The 17819-nt window shown below is 67.9% G+C and carries 18 protein-coding genes; 5 read left to right on the forward strand and 13 right to left on the reverse strand.

Translation table 11 applies throughout. The features are described from left to right. Nucleotides 1–50: 50 nt before the first annotated feature. The gene (locus ACT531_RS02895; RefSeq protein WP_476016403.1) at nucleotides 51–542 is read left to right on the forward strand and encodes a MarR family winged helix-turn-helix transcriptional regulator; all 492 of its coding nucleotides are present in this window, start codon (nucleotides 51–53) and stop codon (nucleotides 540–542) included. Between the two features lie 94 nt (nucleotides 543–636). Here the strand turns inward: ACT531_RS02895 and ACT531_RS02900 are convergent, their stop codons facing one another. Together ACT531_RS02900 and alr are read right to left on the reverse strand one after the other, a co-directional pair. Further along, the gene (locus ACT531_RS02900) at nucleotides 637–1506 is read right to left on the reverse strand and encodes a hypothetical protein (RefSeq protein ID WP_476016404.1); all 870 of its coding nucleotides are present in this window, start codon (nucleotides 1504–1506) and stop codon (nucleotides 637–639) included. Between the two features lie 135 nt (nucleotides 1507–1641). Further along, entirely contained in the window at nucleotides 1642–2757 is a 1116-nt protein-coding gene (gene alr, locus ACT531_RS02905; RefSeq protein ID WP_476016405.1) for an alanine racemase, read from the reverse strand. A 156-nt stretch (nucleotides 2758–2913) separates the two neighbouring features. On the opposite strand from alr, the gene lplT reads away from it, so the two are divergent. From lplT to ACT531_RS02920, 3 genes are all read left to right on the forward strand, one after another. Next, a complete protein-coding gene (gene lplT, locus ACT531_RS02910) occupies nucleotides 2914–4218 on the forward strand; it encodes a lysophospholipid transporter LplT (protein WP_060985777.1) in 1305 nt (434 codons plus the stop codon). A 283-nt stretch (nucleotides 4219–4501) separates the two neighbouring features. Further along, complete coding sequence (locus ACT531_RS02915) at nucleotides 4502–5401, forward strand: DMT family transporter (protein ID WP_060985776.1); 900 nt, start codon at nucleotides 4502–4504, stop codon at nucleotides 5399–5401. A 75-nt stretch (nucleotides 5402–5476) separates the two neighbouring features. Next, entirely contained in the window at nucleotides 5477–5965 is a 489-nt protein-coding gene (locus ACT531_RS02920) for a glutathione peroxidase (RefSeq protein WP_476016406.1), read from the forward strand. Between the two features lie 13 nt (nucleotides 5966–5978). Here the strand turns inward: ACT531_RS02920 and ACT531_RS02925 are convergent, their stop codons facing one another. Together ACT531_RS02925 and ACT531_RS02930 are read right to left on the reverse strand one after the other, a co-directional pair. Next, nucleotides 5979–6470 (reverse strand): GNAT family N-acetyltransferase, encoded by a 492-nt coding sequence (locus ACT531_RS02925; protein ID WP_476016407.1) that lies wholly within the window; start codon nucleotides 6468–6470, stop codon nucleotides 5979–5981. A 12-nt stretch (nucleotides 6471–6482) separates the two neighbouring features. After that, entirely contained in the window at nucleotides 6483–7709 is a 1227-nt protein-coding gene (locus tag ACT531_RS02930; protein ID WP_476016408.1) for an acyltransferase family protein, read from the reverse strand. A 169-nt stretch (nucleotides 7710–7878) separates the two neighbouring features. Here ACT531_RS02930 and ACT531_RS02935 point away from each other — a divergent pair, with 169 nt between their 5' ends. Continuing rightward, on the forward strand, nucleotides 7879–8829 hold the full coding sequence (locus ACT531_RS02935) for a LytTR family DNA-binding domain-containing protein (RefSeq protein WP_476016409.1): 951 nt from the start codon (nucleotides 7879–7881) through the stop codon (nucleotides 8827–8829). 11 nt (nucleotides 8830–8840) lie between these two features. On the opposite strand, the gene ACT531_RS02940 is transcribed toward ACT531_RS02935, so the two are convergent. The 9 genes from ACT531_RS02940 to amt all read right to left on the reverse strand — a co-directional run bounded on the left by ACT531_RS02940 (nucleotide 8841) and on the right by amt (nucleotide 17817). Then, a complete protein-coding gene (locus ACT531_RS02940; protein ID WP_309827427.1) occupies nucleotides 8841–9575 on the reverse strand; it encodes a helix-turn-helix transcriptional regulator in 735 nt (244 codons plus the stop codon). A gap of 59 nt (nucleotides 9576–9634) precedes the next feature. Next, complete coding sequence (locus ACT531_RS02945) at nucleotides 9635–10279, reverse strand: glutathione S-transferase family protein (RefSeq protein ID WP_060987030.1); 645 nt, start codon at nucleotides 10277–10279, stop codon at nucleotides 9635–9637. Nucleotides 10280–10304: 25 nt separating this feature from the next. Further along, nucleotides 10305–10796: a GyrI-like domain-containing protein gene (locus ACT531_RS02950; RefSeq protein ID WP_309827429.1), complete on the reverse strand. Its 492-nt coding sequence runs from the start codon at nucleotides 10794–10796 to the stop codon at nucleotides 10305–10307. Nucleotides 10797–11031: 235 nt separating this feature from the next. Next, nucleotides 11032–11955, reverse strand: coding sequence for a ProQ/FINO family protein (locus ACT531_RS02955; RefSeq protein ID WP_476016410.1), 924 nt, complete (start codon nucleotides 11953–11955; stop codon nucleotides 11032–11034). Nucleotides 11956–12046: 91 nt separating this feature from the next. Further along, nucleotides 12047–12661, reverse strand: a complete 615-nt coding sequence (locus tag ACT531_RS02960; protein WP_476016411.1) for a cold shock domain-containing protein — start codon at nucleotides 12659–12661, stop codon at nucleotides 12047–12049. Nucleotides 12662–12734: 73 nt separating this feature from the next. Continuing rightward, complete coding sequence (gene glcF, locus ACT531_RS02965) at nucleotides 12735–13988, reverse strand: glycolate oxidase subunit GlcF (protein ID WP_476016412.1); 1254 nt, start codon at nucleotides 13986–13988, stop codon at nucleotides 12735–12737. 41 nt (nucleotides 13989–14029) lie between these two features. Continuing rightward, nucleotides 14030–14839 (reverse strand): YoaK family protein, encoded by an 810-nt coding sequence (locus ACT531_RS02970; RefSeq protein WP_476016413.1) that lies wholly within the window; start codon nucleotides 14837–14839, stop codon nucleotides 14030–14032. A 43-nt stretch (nucleotides 14840–14882) separates the two neighbouring features. Then, nucleotides 14883–16010 carry a glycolate oxidase subunit GlcE gene (gene glcE, locus ACT531_RS02975; protein WP_476016414.1) on the reverse strand — a complete coding sequence of 376 codons (1128 nt, stop codon included), beginning with the start codon at nucleotides 16008–16010 and terminating at the stop codon, nucleotides 14883–14885. Between the two features lie 262 nt (nucleotides 16011–16272). Then, nucleotides 16273–17817, reverse strand: coding sequence for an ammonium transporter (amt, locus tag ACT531_RS02980; protein WP_209816562.1), 1545 nt, complete (start codon nucleotides 17815–17817; stop codon nucleotides 16273–16275). Nucleotides 17818–17819 lie beyond the last annotated feature (2 nt).

Below are 17819 nucleotides of genomic sequence, written 5' to 3' on the forward strand. Positions count from 1 at the left end.
CAACCAAATCATCCGCCATTCAGTTGACTTTGTCAACCGATAGCCACGCCATGCCCCCACGCGCCCGCCCCGATGTGTTTGAAGCCCTGCACGACCTGATGCACGCCTACCGGGCGCGCATGGTTCGCGCGATGACCTCCGTGCACCCGGACCTGACCTTCAACGAGGTGCGCGCGCTGAACTTCATTGGCCGCCACCCCGGCGCCACACAGAAAGAACTGGTACGCCACAGCGGCGCCGACAAGGCCCAGGTGGCGCGCATGTTGGGCCTGCTGCAGGACAAGGGCTGGCTGGAGCGCCAACCCCACGCCGAAGACCGGCGCAGCCTGTGCCTCACGCTGAGCGCCGAGGGCCAGGCGCTGTACCAGGCGCTGCAGGCCGCGCGGCAAACCCTGTCGGCCCAGGTGCTGGCGGGCTGCGACGACTACACCCAGGCGCAGTTGCTCGCCTTGCTGGCACGGGTGCGGACCAACCTGGATGCGCTGCCACCCCTGGAGACTGGCGAGGACTGCGGCCACGGCAAGGGCCGGTCCTCTCGGTAGGGCCCTCTCGGAGACGCTTCCGACGCTTTTTGAAGGGATTTTTGCCCCAAGCGCTAGTGCAATATGTCCTAACAGCTATCAAATAGAGAGCAAGTCACCGCCCCTGGATCACGCGCAACGCCTCGGGCAGCGAATGCACATGGGGCAGGAAGTGGTCGATGGTGGCGCCCAGCAGCACGGCGCAGACCAGGGCGCCCAGCAGGGGCTTCCAGGTCAGGCGCACAGCGGCGCTGAGCCAGCCCTCGCGCTCCACCCCCACGGCGGCGCGGGCCGTGGCCACCGAAAAGGCGATCTCCACCGCCACCGTGAGCAGCACGTCCCAGCCAAAGAACAGCATGGCGAGCGAGCCCGCGCCCAGGATCAGCGCCGCGCCAATGAGAAAGATGGCCACAACGGGCACGACCACCACGGCGCCCTCATCGGCGCTGCCTAGCGCATCGGCCGCGCCCCCGGCAATGTCGCCCAGCACACTGGAGTCGCTGCTGGAGCCCCCGCTGGACAGGCCTTGTGTCCACCCGCCGCCAAAGTCCCCCGATGCGCCACCACCGCCATAGTCGCCCCCACCGGTGCGCGGCAGGGGCACCTGGCCGCCCCCGGAGGGACCATTGCCGCTGGGCCAGGAGATGTCGGGCAATTCCACACTGCTGCCGTCGCCCGACGGCCCGTCCCGCTGCACCAGTCGCGCCGCCCACGCGCGCAGCACCAGCAGATAGCCGACGTAGCCCACCGACAGCGTGATCAAGTACCGCAGCGCCAGCGAATCCACGCCCAGCACCATCTGCAGGTGCGAGGTGGCCCACATCAGCAGCAGCGTGAAGCTGCCGATCAGCAGCCCATGCCAGCGCAGGCTGTAGCGCTGCTGCAGGGTGCGCGCCACCGCGCCGTGGTGCGGCATGCGCACTGAGCGCCAGGTGGAGCTGCTTTTCTTCTTGGAAGCTGAGGGGTTGCTGCGGGGTGTGGCCATGGAAGGAGCGCGCTGGCGCGGTGGCAAACAGACGGCGCCATTTCACACCAGTTTCAGGCCGCGCCCCACACCGGCGGGCCCTGCGGCGTGAACTTGTGCGCGAACCGCGCCCTGCCGCACGCCAATGAGGGGGCTTCAGGCCCCGCCGTCCACCGCCACCGGAACGCGCTGCGCCAGGGCGCACATCAGCTCATAGCCCACGGTGCCAGCCGCCTGCGCCACTTCGTCGATGGACAACACCACGCCATTGCTGGCGCGGCCCCACAGCGTGACCTCGCTGCCAAAGCCTGCTTCCACGCCCGCTTGCTGCAAGGGCGTGAGGTCCACAGTCACCATGTCCATGCTCACCCGACCCACCAGGCGCGTGCGCACGCCGTTCACCAGCACCGGCGTGCCGGTGTCGCAGTGGCGCGGGTAGCCGTCCGCGTAGCCACAGGCGGCGATGCCGATGGTGAGCGGGCCGTCGGCCGTGAAGCGCGAGCCATAGCCCACGGTGTCGCCCGCCTGCAGCTGCTGCGTGGCGATGAGGCGGGTGGACAGCGTCATGGTGGGTTGCAACCCCCAGTGGTCAGCGTTGTGCTCGGGGAAGTCGGGGGCGCTGCCGTACACCACGATGCCAGCACGCACCCAGTCGGCACGCACGCCCGCATCCTGCGCGTGGCGCAGTGTGGCCGCGCTGTTGCTCAGGCTGCGCTCGCCGGGCAAGTCCTGCGCGGCGGCGTTGAAGGCCGCCATCTGGTGCGCAATGCCACGCGGGCCGTCGGCGTCGCTGAAGTGGGTCATGAACGAAATCTCTTCCACCTGCGGCAGCGCATTGAGCCGGGCCCACGCGGCGCGGTAGCGCTCGGGCGTGAAGCCCAGGCGGTTCATGCCCGAGTTCATCTTGAGGAACACCCGGTGCGGCACCTGCGTCTTGTGGGCGGCCAGCATGTCGATCTGCTCGTCGCAGTGCACCGCGTGCCACAGGCCCAGGCGCGAGCACAGCTCCAGGTCGCGCGGCTCGAACACGCCTTCGAGCAGCAGGATGGGCCCGCGCCAACCCAGGTGGCGCACGCGCTCGGCCTCGGCCAGGTCCAGCAGCGCAAAGCCGTCGGCGCCGCGCAGGCCTTCGTACACCCGCTCGATGCCATGGCCGTAGGCATTGGCCTTGACCACCGCCCAGACCTTGGCGTCGGGCACCGACCGGCGCACGCGCTCCAGGTTGTGGTGCAGGGCGGTGGTGTGGATGGTGGCAGCAATGGGACGGGGCATGGGACAGACCTGATGAAGCGAGGGATTTACCGGGGGACCAGCGCCGGATTCTGGCACTGTGGCCGTTTATCCGCGTGATATAACCGCCTGTCCCTCGCTACGATTCCTCACATTTACCAGGGCATCAGCCCAACTGATGCTCTCACCAGCCATTCGATGAAGCGCGGTTTTTACACCATCATGTCGGCGCAGTTTTTCAGCTCGCTGGCCGACAACGCACTCTTCGTAGCCGCTGTGGAACTCTTGCGCACCGGAGGCGCCCCCGAGTGGCAGCGCGCGGCCCTGGTGCCCATGTTCGCATTGTTCTATGTGGTGCTGGCACCCTTCGTCGGCGCCTTTGCCGATGCGCTGCCCAAGGGCAAGGTCATGTTCGTCAGCAACGCCATCAAGGTGGCGGGCTGCCTGATGATGCTATTCGGCTCCCACCCGCTGATCGCCTATGCCGTCGTCGGCCTGGGGGCTGCGGCCTACTCGCCCGCCAAGTACGGCATCCTGACCGAGCTGCTGCCCGCGTCGCAACTCGTGAAGGCCAACGGCTGGATCGAGGGCCTGACGATTGCATCGATCATCCTGGGTGTGCTGTTTGGCGGCCAGCTGGTGGGGCAGCAGTTGTCGGGCCTGCTGCTGGGCTTTGACTTTCCGCTGATCGACACCGGCGTGGACACGCCCGCCGAGGCCGCCATTGCCGCGCTGATCGCCGTGTATGCCCTGGCCGCGTGGTTCAACACCCGCATCCCGCACACGGGCGTCGAGATGCGCCCCCTGCGCGCCGACCCCTCGCGCAGCGTGCTGGCCAACACCCTCAACCTGCTGCCCGACTTCTGGGCCTGCAACAGCCGCCTGTGGCGCGACAAGCTGGGCCAGATCTCGCTGGCCACCACCACCCTGTTCTGGGGCGCCGGTGGCAACCTCAAGTTCATCGTGCTGGCCTGGGCCGCCGTGGCCCTGGGCTACAACACCACGCAGGCCTCGGCCCTCACGGGTGTGGTGGCCATCGGCACCGCCGTGGGTGCCGTGGTGGCCTCGATGCGCATGCGCCTGGACATGGCCACCCGCGTGATCCCGCTGGGCATTGCGATGGGGCTGCTGCTGATCCTGATGGTGTTCATCAGCAACATCTGGCTGGCCATCCCCTTCCTCATCGTGCTGGGTGGCCTGGGTGGCTACCTGGTGGTGCCCATGAACGCACTGCTGCAGCACCGGGGCCACAACCTGATGGGTGCGGGCCGGTCGATTGCCGTGCAGAACTTCAACGAGCAGGCGTGCATCCTGGGACTGGGGGCGTTCTACAGCCTGTCGCTCAAGCTAGGCCTGTCGGTGTTTGGCGCCATCACCACCTTCGGGCTCGTGGTGGCGGGCATCATGTGGGTCATCCGCCGCTGGCACCAGCGCAACTGCGTGAACCACCGCGACGAAGTGAACCACCTGCTGGACATCGCGCGGCACGATACGCACCATTGACTCCTGATTGCGAAGCCCCCTGTGCGGCTTCGCCGCTTCCCCCGAGGGGGACGCACCCGGTGGTCTGGAGCTATGGAAGGCTCCCCCTGAGCCGCTGCGCGTCTTCCCCCTCTCTCGCTGCGCGGGAAGGGGACGCACCCAGTGGCCTGGCAAAGCCAGCTCCACGACTGCACGGGCCTTGAAGCGTGCCAGTGTTAACGGCTGTGCAGCATGGAACCATTTGCTACATAATTTATAGCTATCAGCGCATATTCCACTAGCGCTACCGCCTTTTTTGCCTTCAATGCACTCTCCACTCCCTTTCGCCGCCCTTCTGTTCAACGCCTTTGTCTGGGGCCTGGCGTGGTGGCCGTTCCAGCACATGCACCAGGCGGGGCTGCACCCCTTGTGGGCCACGGCCTGCATGTATGCGGTGGTGCTGCTGGCCCTGCTGGCGTGGCGCCCCGGCATCCTGCAGCAGGTGCGAGCGCATCCGCAGCTGTGGCTGCTGGCGCTGGCCTCGGGGCTGAACAACGTGGCCTTCAACTGGGCCGTGACCATTGGCGATGTTGTGCGCGTGATCCTGCTGTTCTATCTGATGCCCGCCTGGGCCGTGCTGCTGGCCTGGCGCATCCTGGGCGAGCGCCCTACCCCTGCGGCACTGCTGCGCCTGGCGCTGGCCTTCACGGGTGTGGTGCTGGTGCTGCTGCCCGAGGGCGCGCCTGCATCGCGCCTGCTGCAAAACCTGTCGCTGGCCGACGCTCTGGCGCTGCTGGGCGGGTTCATGTTTGCACTCACCAACGTCACACTGCGCCGCCTGCACACCGTGCCGGGGCCCGCGCGCATGTTTGCGATGTTTGGCGGCTGCATGCTCATGGCGCTGGCCGTGGCCTGCATTGGCCTGCAAGTGGGCGTGGTGGAGCCCTTCCCAGCCGCCAACGCCACCTGGATCGTTACCGGCCTGCTGCTGGCGGGCGTGCTCATGCTGGGCAACTGGGCGTTGCAGTTTGGCGCTGCGCGGCTCGCGGCAGGCACCACGGCGCTGGTGATGCTCTCGGAGGTGATGTTCGCCAGCGTGTCATCGGCTCTGCTGGGCGCGGCCACGCTGAACACGCGCACCGTGCTGGGCGGGGCGCTGATCCTGCTGGCATCGCTGCTGGCCGCGCTGCAGTTCCGCCGACCGGGCGCTGCGGGCCCTCATTGATGGATTGACCCGCAGGCACACAGGCCTCTGCAGCTGGGGCTACGATGGCCCGTCATCCCCACCCGGAGAACCCGCATGCCCACCAGCATCTACGACTTTGAAGCCCTTCAGATGAACGGCCAGTCCGTGCCCCTGTCCCAATACCGGGGCAAGGTACTGCTCATCGTGAACACCGCCAGCGCCTGCGGCTTCACGCCCCAGTTCGGCGGACTGGAAGAACTGCACAAAGAATACGCGGACCAAGGCCTCGTCGTGCTGGGCTTCCCCTGCAACCAGTTTGGCGCCCAGGACCCCGGCAGCAACGACGAGATCGCCAGCTTCTGCCAGCTCAACTATGGCGTGAGCTTTCCGATGATGGCCAAGATCGACGTGAACGGCACCAACGCCTCGCCCCTGTACCAGTGGCTTACCGCCGAAGCCCCGGGCCTGCTGGGCAGCAAGGCCATCAAGTGGAACTTCACCAAGTTCCTCGTCGGCAAGGACGGCCAGGTGATCCGTCGCTATGCGCCGCAGGATGCACCGAAGAAGCTGGCGGGGGATATTGAGGCGGCGCTGGCCGCCTGAATCACTGACCTGTTCAGTCTGCGGCAACCGCCAGGGTAGGCAGCCACCGGCATGACACCCGCTCCCGGCCCGTCACCGGATGGGTGTCCACCAGCCCTTCCACCAAGCCGTGGCGGGCATAAAAGCGCCTCGCACCGCTGTTGGCGGTCGCCACATGCAAGGTCCAGCCAACGGGGCACAGGCGATGCACCTGTTGCACCAGTTCGGCCCCCACGCCCTGGCCCTGCCAGTCGGGGTCCACAAACAGTTGGTGCACATGGGCCTGGGCCGGGTCCAGCACCAGGAACGCCGTGACCTCGGGGCCTTCGGCACGCACCAGCGTTACACACGGCGGGCCGAACTCCGCGCGGACCCGCGCCTCCCAATGGTCGGGCGGGGCTACCGACGCCACGGCAGGATTGGCGGAGCACCAGGCCCGGCGCCAGACGCGGGCCAGGGGCGTGCAGTCCGCGTCGGTGGCGGGCCGCAGAAGCGGCAACAGGGATACCGGAGCACGAACGGTCATGCCAGGATTGTGTCAGCCCATCGGGGGCTGGGCCCGTGCCCGCAGGGCGACTCCCGCACGGGGCACAGTCTGCCCTCGCACACCCGGCAAACCGAACAGCGGCCGCAACCACCACACGCGCCGCACCACCGCCGTCAGCGCCCAGCACAGCACCACCGTCCCAACGACCAGAGCCAGCGGCTCCCGCACGGGCCCCAGTTGCGCGGGCGCCAGCCAGACTGCCAGCACGACGATGGCCGTCTGGTGCAGCAGGTACCAGGGGTAGACCGACTCGTTGGCCCAGCGCAGCCAGGGCCAGGGCCGGTTGAGGCAGTGGTGCGCCCAGCCCAGGATGGCCAGCAGCACCGTCCACAGGTACCCGTCGGCCAGCACGCGCAGGGGCAGGCGAGCAGCGCGCAAACCGTGTTGCTGTGCCGCTCCCAGCAGCCCCAGGTAACAAACCAGCAGCACCACCGCCAAAACGAAGGCACGCCAGCGCAGGCGCACGAATTCCGCCCATAGACCGGTATCCAGCCCGATCCAGTAGCCGTAGACGAACACCGTGAAGTACACCGCGTGCAGCCAGGCGTCGTGGATCAAATCGTGCGTGGGGGGGAAATGCGGCCACAAGAGCACCGAGTACAGCGCCAGCGGCAGCACGGGCACCCCGACCAGCGCCGCGCCCCGCAGACCGGTGAACGCCCGGCGCACACGCTGCCCGGCCGTAGATTCGGCCAGAGGCAGCAGCACGGCCAGCACCACGGTGTAGACCCACAGGTAGGCCAGGTACCACAGGTGGTTCCAGGTGACGCCCGCATGCCAGCCATCGAACGCGCCCGGCGGCCAGGTGCTGCCGCTGTAGTAGCGCAGCAGAAACGCACCGAAGCCCGGTGCGATGAGCCCGTTGGCCACGCCCTGCGCGTACGGCTGGTAGGGCACGATGACCGCCATGCCGAAGGCCAGCGGCACCAGCAGGCGCAGGCTGCGCAGCCGCACCAGCCCCGCCACCGGCTGCCCCCGCCGCACGAACCCGAAGGCGAGGCCAGAGATCAGGAATACCAAGTCCATGCGCCAGAGATTGAGTGCCCGCATGGGCGCCTGCAGCCATTCCGCAGCGTACGGGCTTTTGAGGTGCCAGTGCCATTCGGCCACGTAGTACATGGCCACGTGGTACAGGATAACCAGGGCAAAGGCCAGCGCCCGCAGCGCGTCGATGTCATGGCGGCGGACGGGGGTGGAGGCACAGGAGGACAAAGGCATGGCATCACAAATGCAAAAGGAACACAGGGGCTGATGCTGCGGCCCTGCCCCTGCGCGCCACACGAACAGGGGACGAGTTGGGGGGCCTTTGGGACCAGCGGTGGGCGGCCGGGACGAATCGCAGCCGTCCCGGAGCCACAGCAGCCCAGCCCTGCCTACACTTGCCCCCATGACCGCCCCCGCCGCGCCCGCCTGGATCGACCGCTACCCCCACGACCGCGCCCTGCGGCGCCGTGCTGAGGTCTGTTTTTGGGCCGTGGTGCTGCTGGTGCAGGCGGCCTTCAACACCGTGGTGACCCGGATCGAACTGCGCAGCGCTGGGCAGGCCGTGGCCGCGTGGGAGCCCCTGCTGTGGGAGCTGACGAGCGCGCTGGTGGTGGCGGCGCTGATCCCGGCCGTGGTGGCTTTCGAGCAGCGCTTTGTGCTGCGCTGGGGCACGCTGCGGCGGCACCTGCCTTGGCATGTGCTGGCCAGCGCGGTGTATTGCACCATGCACCTGGCAGGCATGTGGGCGCTGCGCTACGCGGGCTATGCAGCGCTGGGCGAGCACTACCAGCCGCCCGGCTGGTGGGCGCAGTGGGGGTACGAATACCTGAAGGATGTGCGCAGTTACACACTCACGGTGTGTGCGCTGGTGAGTTACCGCTTTTTGCTGCTGCGCCTGCAGGGCGAGGCCCGCGTGCTGGATGCGCCCGAGCCCCCCTCCCCGCCTGCACTCCAGGAGCACGCCCCGGCCCCGGATGCCACCGCGCCGGACGATCCGCTCGCCCCCCCATCACCGCCCGCGCAGCGCCCCGAGCGCTTCCTAGTGCGCAAGCTGCGCCGCGAGTTCCTGATCGCTGCGGGCGATATCGCCTGGCTGCAGGCCCAAGCCAACTATGTGGGACTGCATGTGAACGGGCACGACTACCTGCTGCGCTCCACGCTCACCGACTTCCTCACGCAGTTGGACCCTGCGCGTTTTGTGCGCGTGCACCGCAGCTACGCCGTCAACCTGGATGTCATTGCCGTCATCGAACCGCTGGACAGCGGCGACGCGCGTTTGGTGATGAAGGATGGGAGCAGCGTGCCGTGCAGCCGCCGGTACCGCGACGGGCTGGCGCCCTCCCGCATGGGTTGAGCGCGCACTGCTCAGGCATTGAGCCCCGGTGTTTTCGCGCCCCCCCATTCGGGTGGGCCCTCGGCCATCTCGGCCTCGACCTTGCGCAGCAGGTCGGCCAGGGTCTTCCCAGGCTCCTGACGGAACTGCTCTTCGAGCACCACCAGGTCCACGATGCGGTCGATGCGAAAGCCACGGAAGTCATTGCGCAGCTCGCACCAGGCCGACAGCGTCCAGACCTTGCCCCAGTAAAAGCAGCCCAGCGGCCGCAGGCGGCGCAGGCTGGGGCGGCCGTGCACGTCGGCGTAGTCGATCTGCACCATGTGGCGGCTGTGCACCGCCTCGCGCAGTGCCTGCAGGTGGGACTGCACGCGGGGGTCGAGCCCCACCGAGGGCGCGTACAGCGCCTGCGCCTCGGCCGCGACCCGTGCCGCCGGGGGCAGCACGGACAGGATCTTGCCCAGCGCCATCTCCACCTCGCGGGCCAGCCCGGCGTCCAGCCAGGCCTGGGCCAGGCGTGCCGCCGCCACCAGGGCATTGGCTTCGCCCTGGCTGAACATCAGCGGCGGCAGGTCAAAGCCCGCGCCCAGGCGGTAGCCGACACCGGCTTCGCCCTCAATGGGCACGCCCTGGTGCTGGAGGTCCGCCACGTCGCGGTAGATGGTGCGGGCCGAGACTTCGAGCCGCTCGGCCAGGAAGGCGGCAGTGGACAAGCGCCGCCCCCGGATGAGCTGGACGATCTGGAACAGGCGGTCAGCGCGGCGCATGAACGTAGCCCCGGGGGCGAACTGCCGCCGACCGCTTGGGCCGTATCAGGTCGCAAAACTCAGCCATGGCCTTTGCTCTGCTGCACCAGTGCGTCGTCGATCTGGGATGCGCGCACGAATGCGGGGCGCTGCATGAACGGCTGCGCATACCGCTCGAACGCCGGGCGGCGTTCGATGGTGCCGAACTGCATGCCCCAGATCAGGTGCGCGCCCACATACAGGTCCACTGCGGTGAAATGGTCGCCGCAGAGGTACGGCCCCTGGCTCACGGCCTGCTCCAGGGTATTCATCACATCGGCGTAACTGCCGTAGCCCACCATGGCCGCGCGTTCGGCGGGTGCCAGCAGGTTCAGCGCCTTGGCAGTGGCGGCGCTTTCCAGAGGGCCGGCGCAAAAGAACAACCAGCGGTAGTACGCAGCGCGTGCAGGCGTGCCCACAGCCGGGGCCAGCGATTTGTCGGGGAACAGGTCGGCCAGATAGGCGCAGATGGCCGCCACCTCGGTGACCACCGCCTGCCCGTGCCGCAGTGCAGGCACCTTGCCCATGGGGTTGATGGCCAGGTAGTCGGGGGCCTTCATGGTGGTACCGTATTCGAGCAGCACGGTGTCGTAGGGCACACCACACTCTTCCAGCATCCAGCGCGCGGTGCGGCCTCGGGACATGGGATGGGTGTAGAACGTCAGGGCGGCGGCAGATGTGTTCATGGGTGAGGCTCCTGGTTTGATGGGGTCACGCACGAGGCGCACCGGGGGCGATGCCGATATGGATGGCCACGCGGTCCGGGCCTTCATACAGCTCGAAATCGGTGCCGAATCGCCGGGGCAACTGCGGATGGGCCGCAAAGTAGCGCCAGACCTCGCCCCAGGCATCGATCACCATCTGCGGCATTGTGCCGTGGCCGTGGAACACCAGATAGTCGCCCGCCTGCACCGCGATCTGCACGGCCCCCGGCACCGGGGCAACGGGTGGCGGCACGGCCACGCCGGCGGTGACGTCAAAGGCGCCGTGTTCGTCGGATTCGTAGCCGCTGTAGACGCCGAAGATGCGGCCCTCCTCGCCACGGCCGGGCAGTGTGCGCTCCCAGCTCTGGCTGAAAAAGCGGTCCCACAGGGCGCCGATGCGGGCGGTGGCGGGGTCCATCTCGTCGCGGTTGCAGGTGCGTACCGTCAGTCCTACAACGTGGAACGCAGCCACCGCAGTGCGGGTGGGGGTGGTTGTCATGGTCGAGCTCCTCTCTCTCTGTGTTGGGCCCGGCATGTTGCAGCCCGACTGCTGACAACATGGTGTCAGTAGCCTGCCGGCAGCGTTGTCACGGAACGTGACACACGCTGGCGCAGACAAGGGCGCGCTTCAGATCCATGTCAGGACTCACGACAAGGTGACGGAAGCAGCGCCAGGGGGTGGTGGCGAGAGAAGGCCTGGGGAGCATTGCGCAGCCCCCACAGGGCACAGCCGGTCAGGCTGCGGTAGAGGCGCTGTCCGCCTGCACAGCGGGCGCAGCCGAAGCCGCTGCGGCTGCAGCAGCCGCCCTCCGGCGGGCGCGCTCCAGCTGCTGCCCCACGGTGCGGGGCACCATGCCGTACATGTCGGCAAAGGCCTCCAGCGTCTGGCCGCTGGCCTCAAAGGCACGCAGCAGGGCTTCGTCCTTGGCGTTGCGGGCCGACCATTCGGCAAAGGTCTCTTCCAGGATGGCGTTGGCGGCATCGTCGCGGCTCAACACCAGCCTGGTGTAGGCCTCGCGCGTGAGGCCCGAGGCCTCGAACGCGGCCATCATGCGGTTGCGCAGCTTGGGCAGCAGGTCTTCGGTGGCGCGTGCCTTCTTGCGGCGGTACACCTCCAGCAGCGCATGGTGCACATGCTCGGAGGCCATGTCTTCCACGGGGTGCCCCTGCAGGTCGTGCCGCTTGTCACCCGCCGCCACGCTTTGCAGATAGCGGGTGGAGCGGGTGTGCAGGCCTAGCGCCACCTTGAGCGCCTCGCGCTCGAACAGCTCAGGGTGGGCGGCCAGGATGTCCTGGAAGATGCCGCGCTTGAGCGGGCGGAACACCGCGCCAAACAGGTGGGGGTACAGCGCTGCGAGCTGCTCCAGCGCAGGGTGCACGCGCTGGGGTGCGCGCGGGGCGGCACCGGGTGCTGCGGCTTGGGGGCTGCCTTCGGCCGCTCCTTCAGGCGCCTGGCGCCCCTCGGGCTTGCGGCGGTTGCGGCCACCACGGCGGGACCCGCCCTTGCGCTGCGGCTGAGGCGCACCGGCTTCGGCAGCAGGCGCTGCTGGGGACTCGGTGGTTGTCACGGCCACGGCAGCCTCGGTCACCACAGGCGCGGCGGGGGCGCTGGCAGGGGCTGCGTGGGGTTGTTCTTGTGTAGACACGGAGTCGGTCATGGCAATGCAGTTCGGGGGCAAATGGAGGGCGGCAAAACCCTCGATCATGCCAGTGTTGGCGTTGCGGGCGCCAAACAGCCCTGGGGACGCGCTACTTTGCCAGTGGATGGGTACACCACTGCTGCTCGCACGGAACCCAGTCGCCATTCCCGTCCATCTTGGTCCCAGGGCAGTTCTGCAGGAAGAACTTGGCTTCGGAGCACGATGTCATCTGTGAGCAGTGTTGGCGACCGTCACAGCGATACGAGGTGGCCAACGGTTGCGCCGGGGCAGCGGGGGCGTGCTGCTGCGGTGTCTCCAGCGCCTGCGCCGCCGCTTCAGCACGGACCGCTGCAGCCCGCTGCGTACGCCGGTCAAAATGCCAGTAGGCCGCCGCCAACAGCGCGCAGGCCACCACAAAGACAACGATGCGCATGGGCAGCCCCCGGGGCTCAGAGGGTTCGCGGCCGATGTCGCGGCGCGCCCGGGACGGGGCCGCAGTGGGCGAAGCGGCAGCGGGCCGGTCTCGGCGCACTCGAACCGCCTGCTTCTTGCAGTCTTGGTTCAGGGAGATTTCAAAACTCAGCGTTTCATTCAGCTGCGGCCGCAGGCCGTCGCGCGCAAATGCCGAGATGTGCACGAACACATCCTGGCCTGCCGGGATGGGCGTGATGAAGCCAAAACCCCGGTCGTCGTTCCACCGAGTGAGCGTCCCCTCGAAGCGCATGGCCTCCCCTTTCTAAGCTGTTTGGGGCGCCATGGTAGCGGCTGGTCACACAGCCAACCGCGAGGCTGCGAGGTCACGGCCCCAATAGCGCCTCGTCCAGCACCTCCACCCAGTGCCGCACGGGCGTTCCCGTGCCACTTTGCAGGTGGGTGATGCAGCCGATGTTGGCAGACAGGATCATGTCGGGCGGCTGGTTGCCGAAGGCTTCGCCGAGCACGCCGAGCTTGCGGTCGCGCAGCTGGTACGACAGGTCGGGGTTGAGCACCGAATACGTTCCGGCCGAGCCGCAGCACAGGTGGGCATCGTTGCGCGCGGTGCGCAGCTTGAAGCCCAGCTGGTTCAGGTGTGCCTCGACCCCGCCGCGCAGTTTTTGCCCGTGCTGAAGGGTGCAAGGGGGGTGGTAGGCGTACAAGGTGTCCGGCTGGTTCACGCGGCCCTGCAGCTTGGTGGCCAGCTCGGGCAGCAGGGCAGGCAGCAACTCGGACAGGTCGCGAGTGAGGGCGCTGATGCGTTCGGCCTTGGCTGCGTACTGTGGGTCGTCCTTCAGGATGTGGCCGTATTCCTTGACGGTGACGCCGCAGCCCGAGGCGTTCATGACGATGGCCTCGACCCCACCCGCTTCGACCAGGGGCCACCAGGCGTCGATGTTGGCGCGCATCTCGGCCATGCCGCCGGCCTGGTCGTTGAGGTGGAACTTGACGGCGCCGCAGCAGCCCGCCTTGGGCGCGATCACGGTCTGGATGCCCACGGCGTCGAGCACGCGGGCGGTGGCCGTGTTGATGTTGGGCATCATGGCCGGTTGTACGCAGCCCGCCAGCATGAGCACCTTGCGCGCATGTCCGCGCGTGGGCCAGGCGCCAGCGTCCTGCGGTGCGGGCACCTTGGCCTTGAGCGACTCGGGCAGCAGGCCGCGCACCATTTGCCCGGCCTTCATGGCGGGGGCGAACAGGGGCGAGGGCAGGCCCTCCTTCAACGCCCAGCGCAGGGCTTTTTCGCCCACGGGGCGGGGCACTTTTTCATCGACGATCTTGCGGCCAATATCGACCAGGTGGCCGTATTGCACGCCGCTGGGGCAGGTGCTTTCGCAGTTGCGGCAGGTGAGGCACCGGTCCAGGTGCATCTGGGTCTTGCGCGTGGGCTCGGCGCCTTCAAGCACTTGCTTGATGAGGTAGATGCGGCCGCGCGGGCCGTCCAGCTCGTCGCCCAGCAGCTGGTAGGTGGGGCAGGTGGCAGTGCAAAAGCCGCAGTGCACACATTTGCGCAGGATGGATTCGGCCTCCAGGCCATCGGCGCGGGCACGGTATTCAGGGGAGAGCTGGGTTTGCATGGGGCATGCCTGGGCGAAGGAACAAAAAAGAGGGGGCTGGTTCAGCGCGCTGTCGGCGGGTCCTGCGGCACATCGTGCGGCGTCTGCAGCGCCAGCACCTTGCGCCAGGGCTGGCGCAGCCGGGCGCGGTCGGCCCACAGCGGGGGCAGCGACAGGGCCAGCAGCACCAGCGCCAGCGGCACCACGAACACAAAGCCCACATGCTTGAAGCCCGCCGCACCCGCAATGCCCCCCACCAGGAACATGCCCACGAGCCCGGCAAACAGCCGCAGCCGCGCCTGGTTGGCGCGCACCTGCGACTCGGGCGCGGTGCCGGTGCGGTTCCAGTAGAGCGCCTTGCCCATCTCGATGCCCAGGTCGGTCACCACGCCGGTCATGTGGGTGGTGCGGATCTGGGACGAGGACATCTTGGTCACCGTGGCGTTCTGCAGCCCCATGATGAAGGACAGCAGCAGCACCGTGAGCGGCACCGCAAACGGCGTGGGCCAGCTGAGGGTGATGGCGCCCACCAGGCCAAACAGCAGCATGAGCACGGACTCCAGCAGCAGCGGCAGCGCGTAGGTGCTACGCAGCTTGCGCTGGCGCGCCCAGTTGACCATGATGGCCGTGGTGCCCGCCCCCGACATGAAGGCCCACAGCGCGCCCACGGCGCCCAGCACCAGCTTCATCTGCCCCAGCACCAGGTTGTCGGCCAGCGACGACAGGAAACCCGTCATGTGCGAGGTGTAGAGGTGCACGACCAGAAAGCCGCCCGCGTTCACCGCCCCGGCGTTAAACGCCAGCAGCAGGCCCAGCACTTGGTTGCTCGCAACCGTGCGGTGGTGTCCGGTGAGGTGAAAAAGGCGTCGCATGGGCAAGGAAGCGTGGATGGCAAGGATGGCTGTGTCGCCCTGCCTACCAGGCCCGCGCCATGCGGCCGGGGTTGAAAATGCCTGCGGGGTCGAAGCTGTGCTTGAGGCGGGAGTGGATTTGCTCCAGCGCCTTGGATTGCAGGTCAAAAGCGCCGCTAGCGCCGGTTTTATTTGCCTCAGCAGCTATAAAAACAGAAGCACTCCCACCCACTGCACGGGCGGCTTCGCGCAGCGCGTCGCCTGCGGACTCGGGGGCCTGCACCCAGCGCAGCGCCCCGTGCCATTCCACCAGCGGCTGCGCACCACCGGGCAAGGCCAGCACCGGCGCGGTAGCGGGCACGGACAGGCGCCACAGGGCGTGGTCGGTGCGCGTGGCCCGGTCGGTGAACCACGGCAGGGTCTGCTCGCGGCATGCGGTCCAATCGGCGGCCACGGTGGCGTTGTCCATGCGCGTGCCGCCCATGGTCTTGCACGCGGCCTCCACCGCCGCCACGGCGCCGCGCAGGCGCACATACAGGGTGCCTACGCCCTCATCTTGTACCCAGCAGCTGGCGTTGAGCGGTAGCGGCTGGCCGCCCCAGGCGTGCAGCTTGCGCAGGGCGTCGGCCTGGTTGATGCCCTCAAACCGGAGCGTGGCCTCGCCGAGCGCCACGGGCAGCACCTTGAGGCTCACCTCCGTCAGCAGGCCCAGCGTGCCCCAGGCACCGGCCATGAGGCGCGCAACGTCATAGCCCGCCACGTTCTTCATCACCTGGCCGCCAAAGGTCAGCAGCTCGGCCTTGCCGTTGAGCAGCGTCACGCCCAGAAGGTAGTCGCGTACGGCGCCCACACTGGCGCGGGCCGGGCCCGACAGGCCGGCCGCCACCATGCCGCCCACGCTGGCGGCGTCTGCAGGGGTCTTAGCGAAATGCGGGGGTTCAAAGGGCAGGCACTGGCCTTGTTCGGCCAGCACGGCCTCCAGCTCGGCCAGCGGGGTGCCAGCGCGGACGGTGACGACCAGTTCGCTGGGCTCATAGCTCACGATGCCGCGCAGCACCCGGGTGTCCAGCACCTCGCCGTGCAGCGCCAGGCCATGGAAGTCCTTGGTGCCCCCGCCACGGATGCGCAACGGGGTCTGGTCGGCGGCGGCAGCGCGCACGCGCTCAGTGATAGGGGCGAGGGAGAAGTCCATCCATGCATCGTAGCGGCAGCAGTAGGCCACACGGCAGGGGAGGAGCGTGAATTTTTTGAACAGCGGGTGTGCAAAGGACTGGCGGATGCCACGAGGCGCGCTTGTCCCCGCCAGTCCCACACCCCCACGCGCTCGCTACCCACCGGTACGAAAAAAGCCCGCCGGTGGTCGGCGGGCTGAAATAACCAGAGGAGTAACTCGCTTGTTCTTATTGCGACGCCACGGTGCCACCAGACACCGCAGCGCGTGGGGCGCAGGGTGATCAGCGGTTGTACGCTGTTTCGCCGTGCGAGGTGATGTCCAGACCTTCGCGTTCGTCTTCTTCCGAGACACGCAGGCCCACCGTCAGGTCAACCACCTTGTAGGCCACGAAGGACACCACGCCCGACCACACGATGGTCAGCAGCACGGCCTTGGCCTGTGTCCACACCTGAGCAGCGATGGAGTAGTCGGCAGAGGTCACCATGGTGGCGGTCACCCAGTCGGCCACGTAGCCAGGGCCACCCAGGCCAGGGGCGTTGAACACGCCAGTCAGCAGTGCACCCACGATACCGCCGATGCCGTGCACGCCGAACACGTCGAGCGAGTCGTCTGCACCCAGCAGCTTCTTGAGGCCGTTGACACCCCACAGGCAGGCAAAACCACCCACCAGACCGATGACCAGCGCACCGCCGATACCGACGTTGCCGGCCGCAGGCGTGATGGCCACGAGGCCCGCCACGGCACCCGACGCTGCGCCCAGCATCGAAGCCTTGCCGCGCATCAGCGCTTCACCCATGCACCATGCCAGCACGGCAGCGGCAGTGGCCACCAGCGTGTTGATGAAGGCCAGGGCAGCGAAGCCGTTGGCTTCCAGGGCAGAGCCGGCGTTGAAGCCGAACCAGCCCACCCACAGCAGCGAGGCACCGACCATGGTCAGTGTCAGGCTGTGAGGCGCCATGGCTTCCTTGCCGTAACCAATGCGCTTGCCCACCATGAACGCGCCCACCAGGCCCGCCACAGCGGCGTTGATGTGCACCACGGTACCGCCAGCGAAGTCCAGAGCACCCCACTGCCAGATCTGGCCGGCCTTGCTGGTCATGGCGTCGGCCACTTCCTTGGAGGCGTAGGCATCAGGACCCATCCAGAACCACACCATGTGGGCGATCGGCAGGTAGCTGAACGTGAACCACAGAACCATGAACAGCATAACGGCGCTGAACTTGATGCGCTCCGCAAACGCACCGACGATCAGGGCGCAGGTGATGCCGGCGAACGTGGCCTGGAAGGCGGCAAACACCACTTCCGGAATCACGATGCCCTTGCTGAACGTGGCCGCGTTGGCAAACGTGCCCGCCGCGTTGTCCCAGATGCCCTTCATGAACAGCCGGTCAAAACCACCGATGAAGGCACCGCCTTCAGTGAAGGCCAGGCTGTAGCCGTAGATGAACCACAGCACCACGATCAGCGAGAACGTGACCATCACCTGCATCAGCACGGACAGCATGTTCTTGCTGCGCACCAGGCCGCCGTAGAACAGTGCCAGGCCGGGCAGGACCATCAGGATCACGAGGATGGTGGAGGTCATCATCCACGCGGTGTCACCCTTGTTGGGGACGGGGGCAGGCGCTTCGGCGGCCGGCGCTGCAGGCGCAGCGGCGGCAGCAGCAGCCGGTGCAGCGGCTGCTGCAGGGGCAGCGGCTTCGGCCGCAGGTGCCGCCGCAGCGGGTGCCGAGGCCTCTGCCGTGGCGGGCGCCTGGGCGAGGACAGCCGATCCGCCGGATAGCAGACTCAGCCCCAGAATGAAGGAAGCAAGCAGTTTTTTCATGG

The sequence above is a fragment of the Acidovorax sp. DMC1 genome (genome assembly GCF_056314325.1).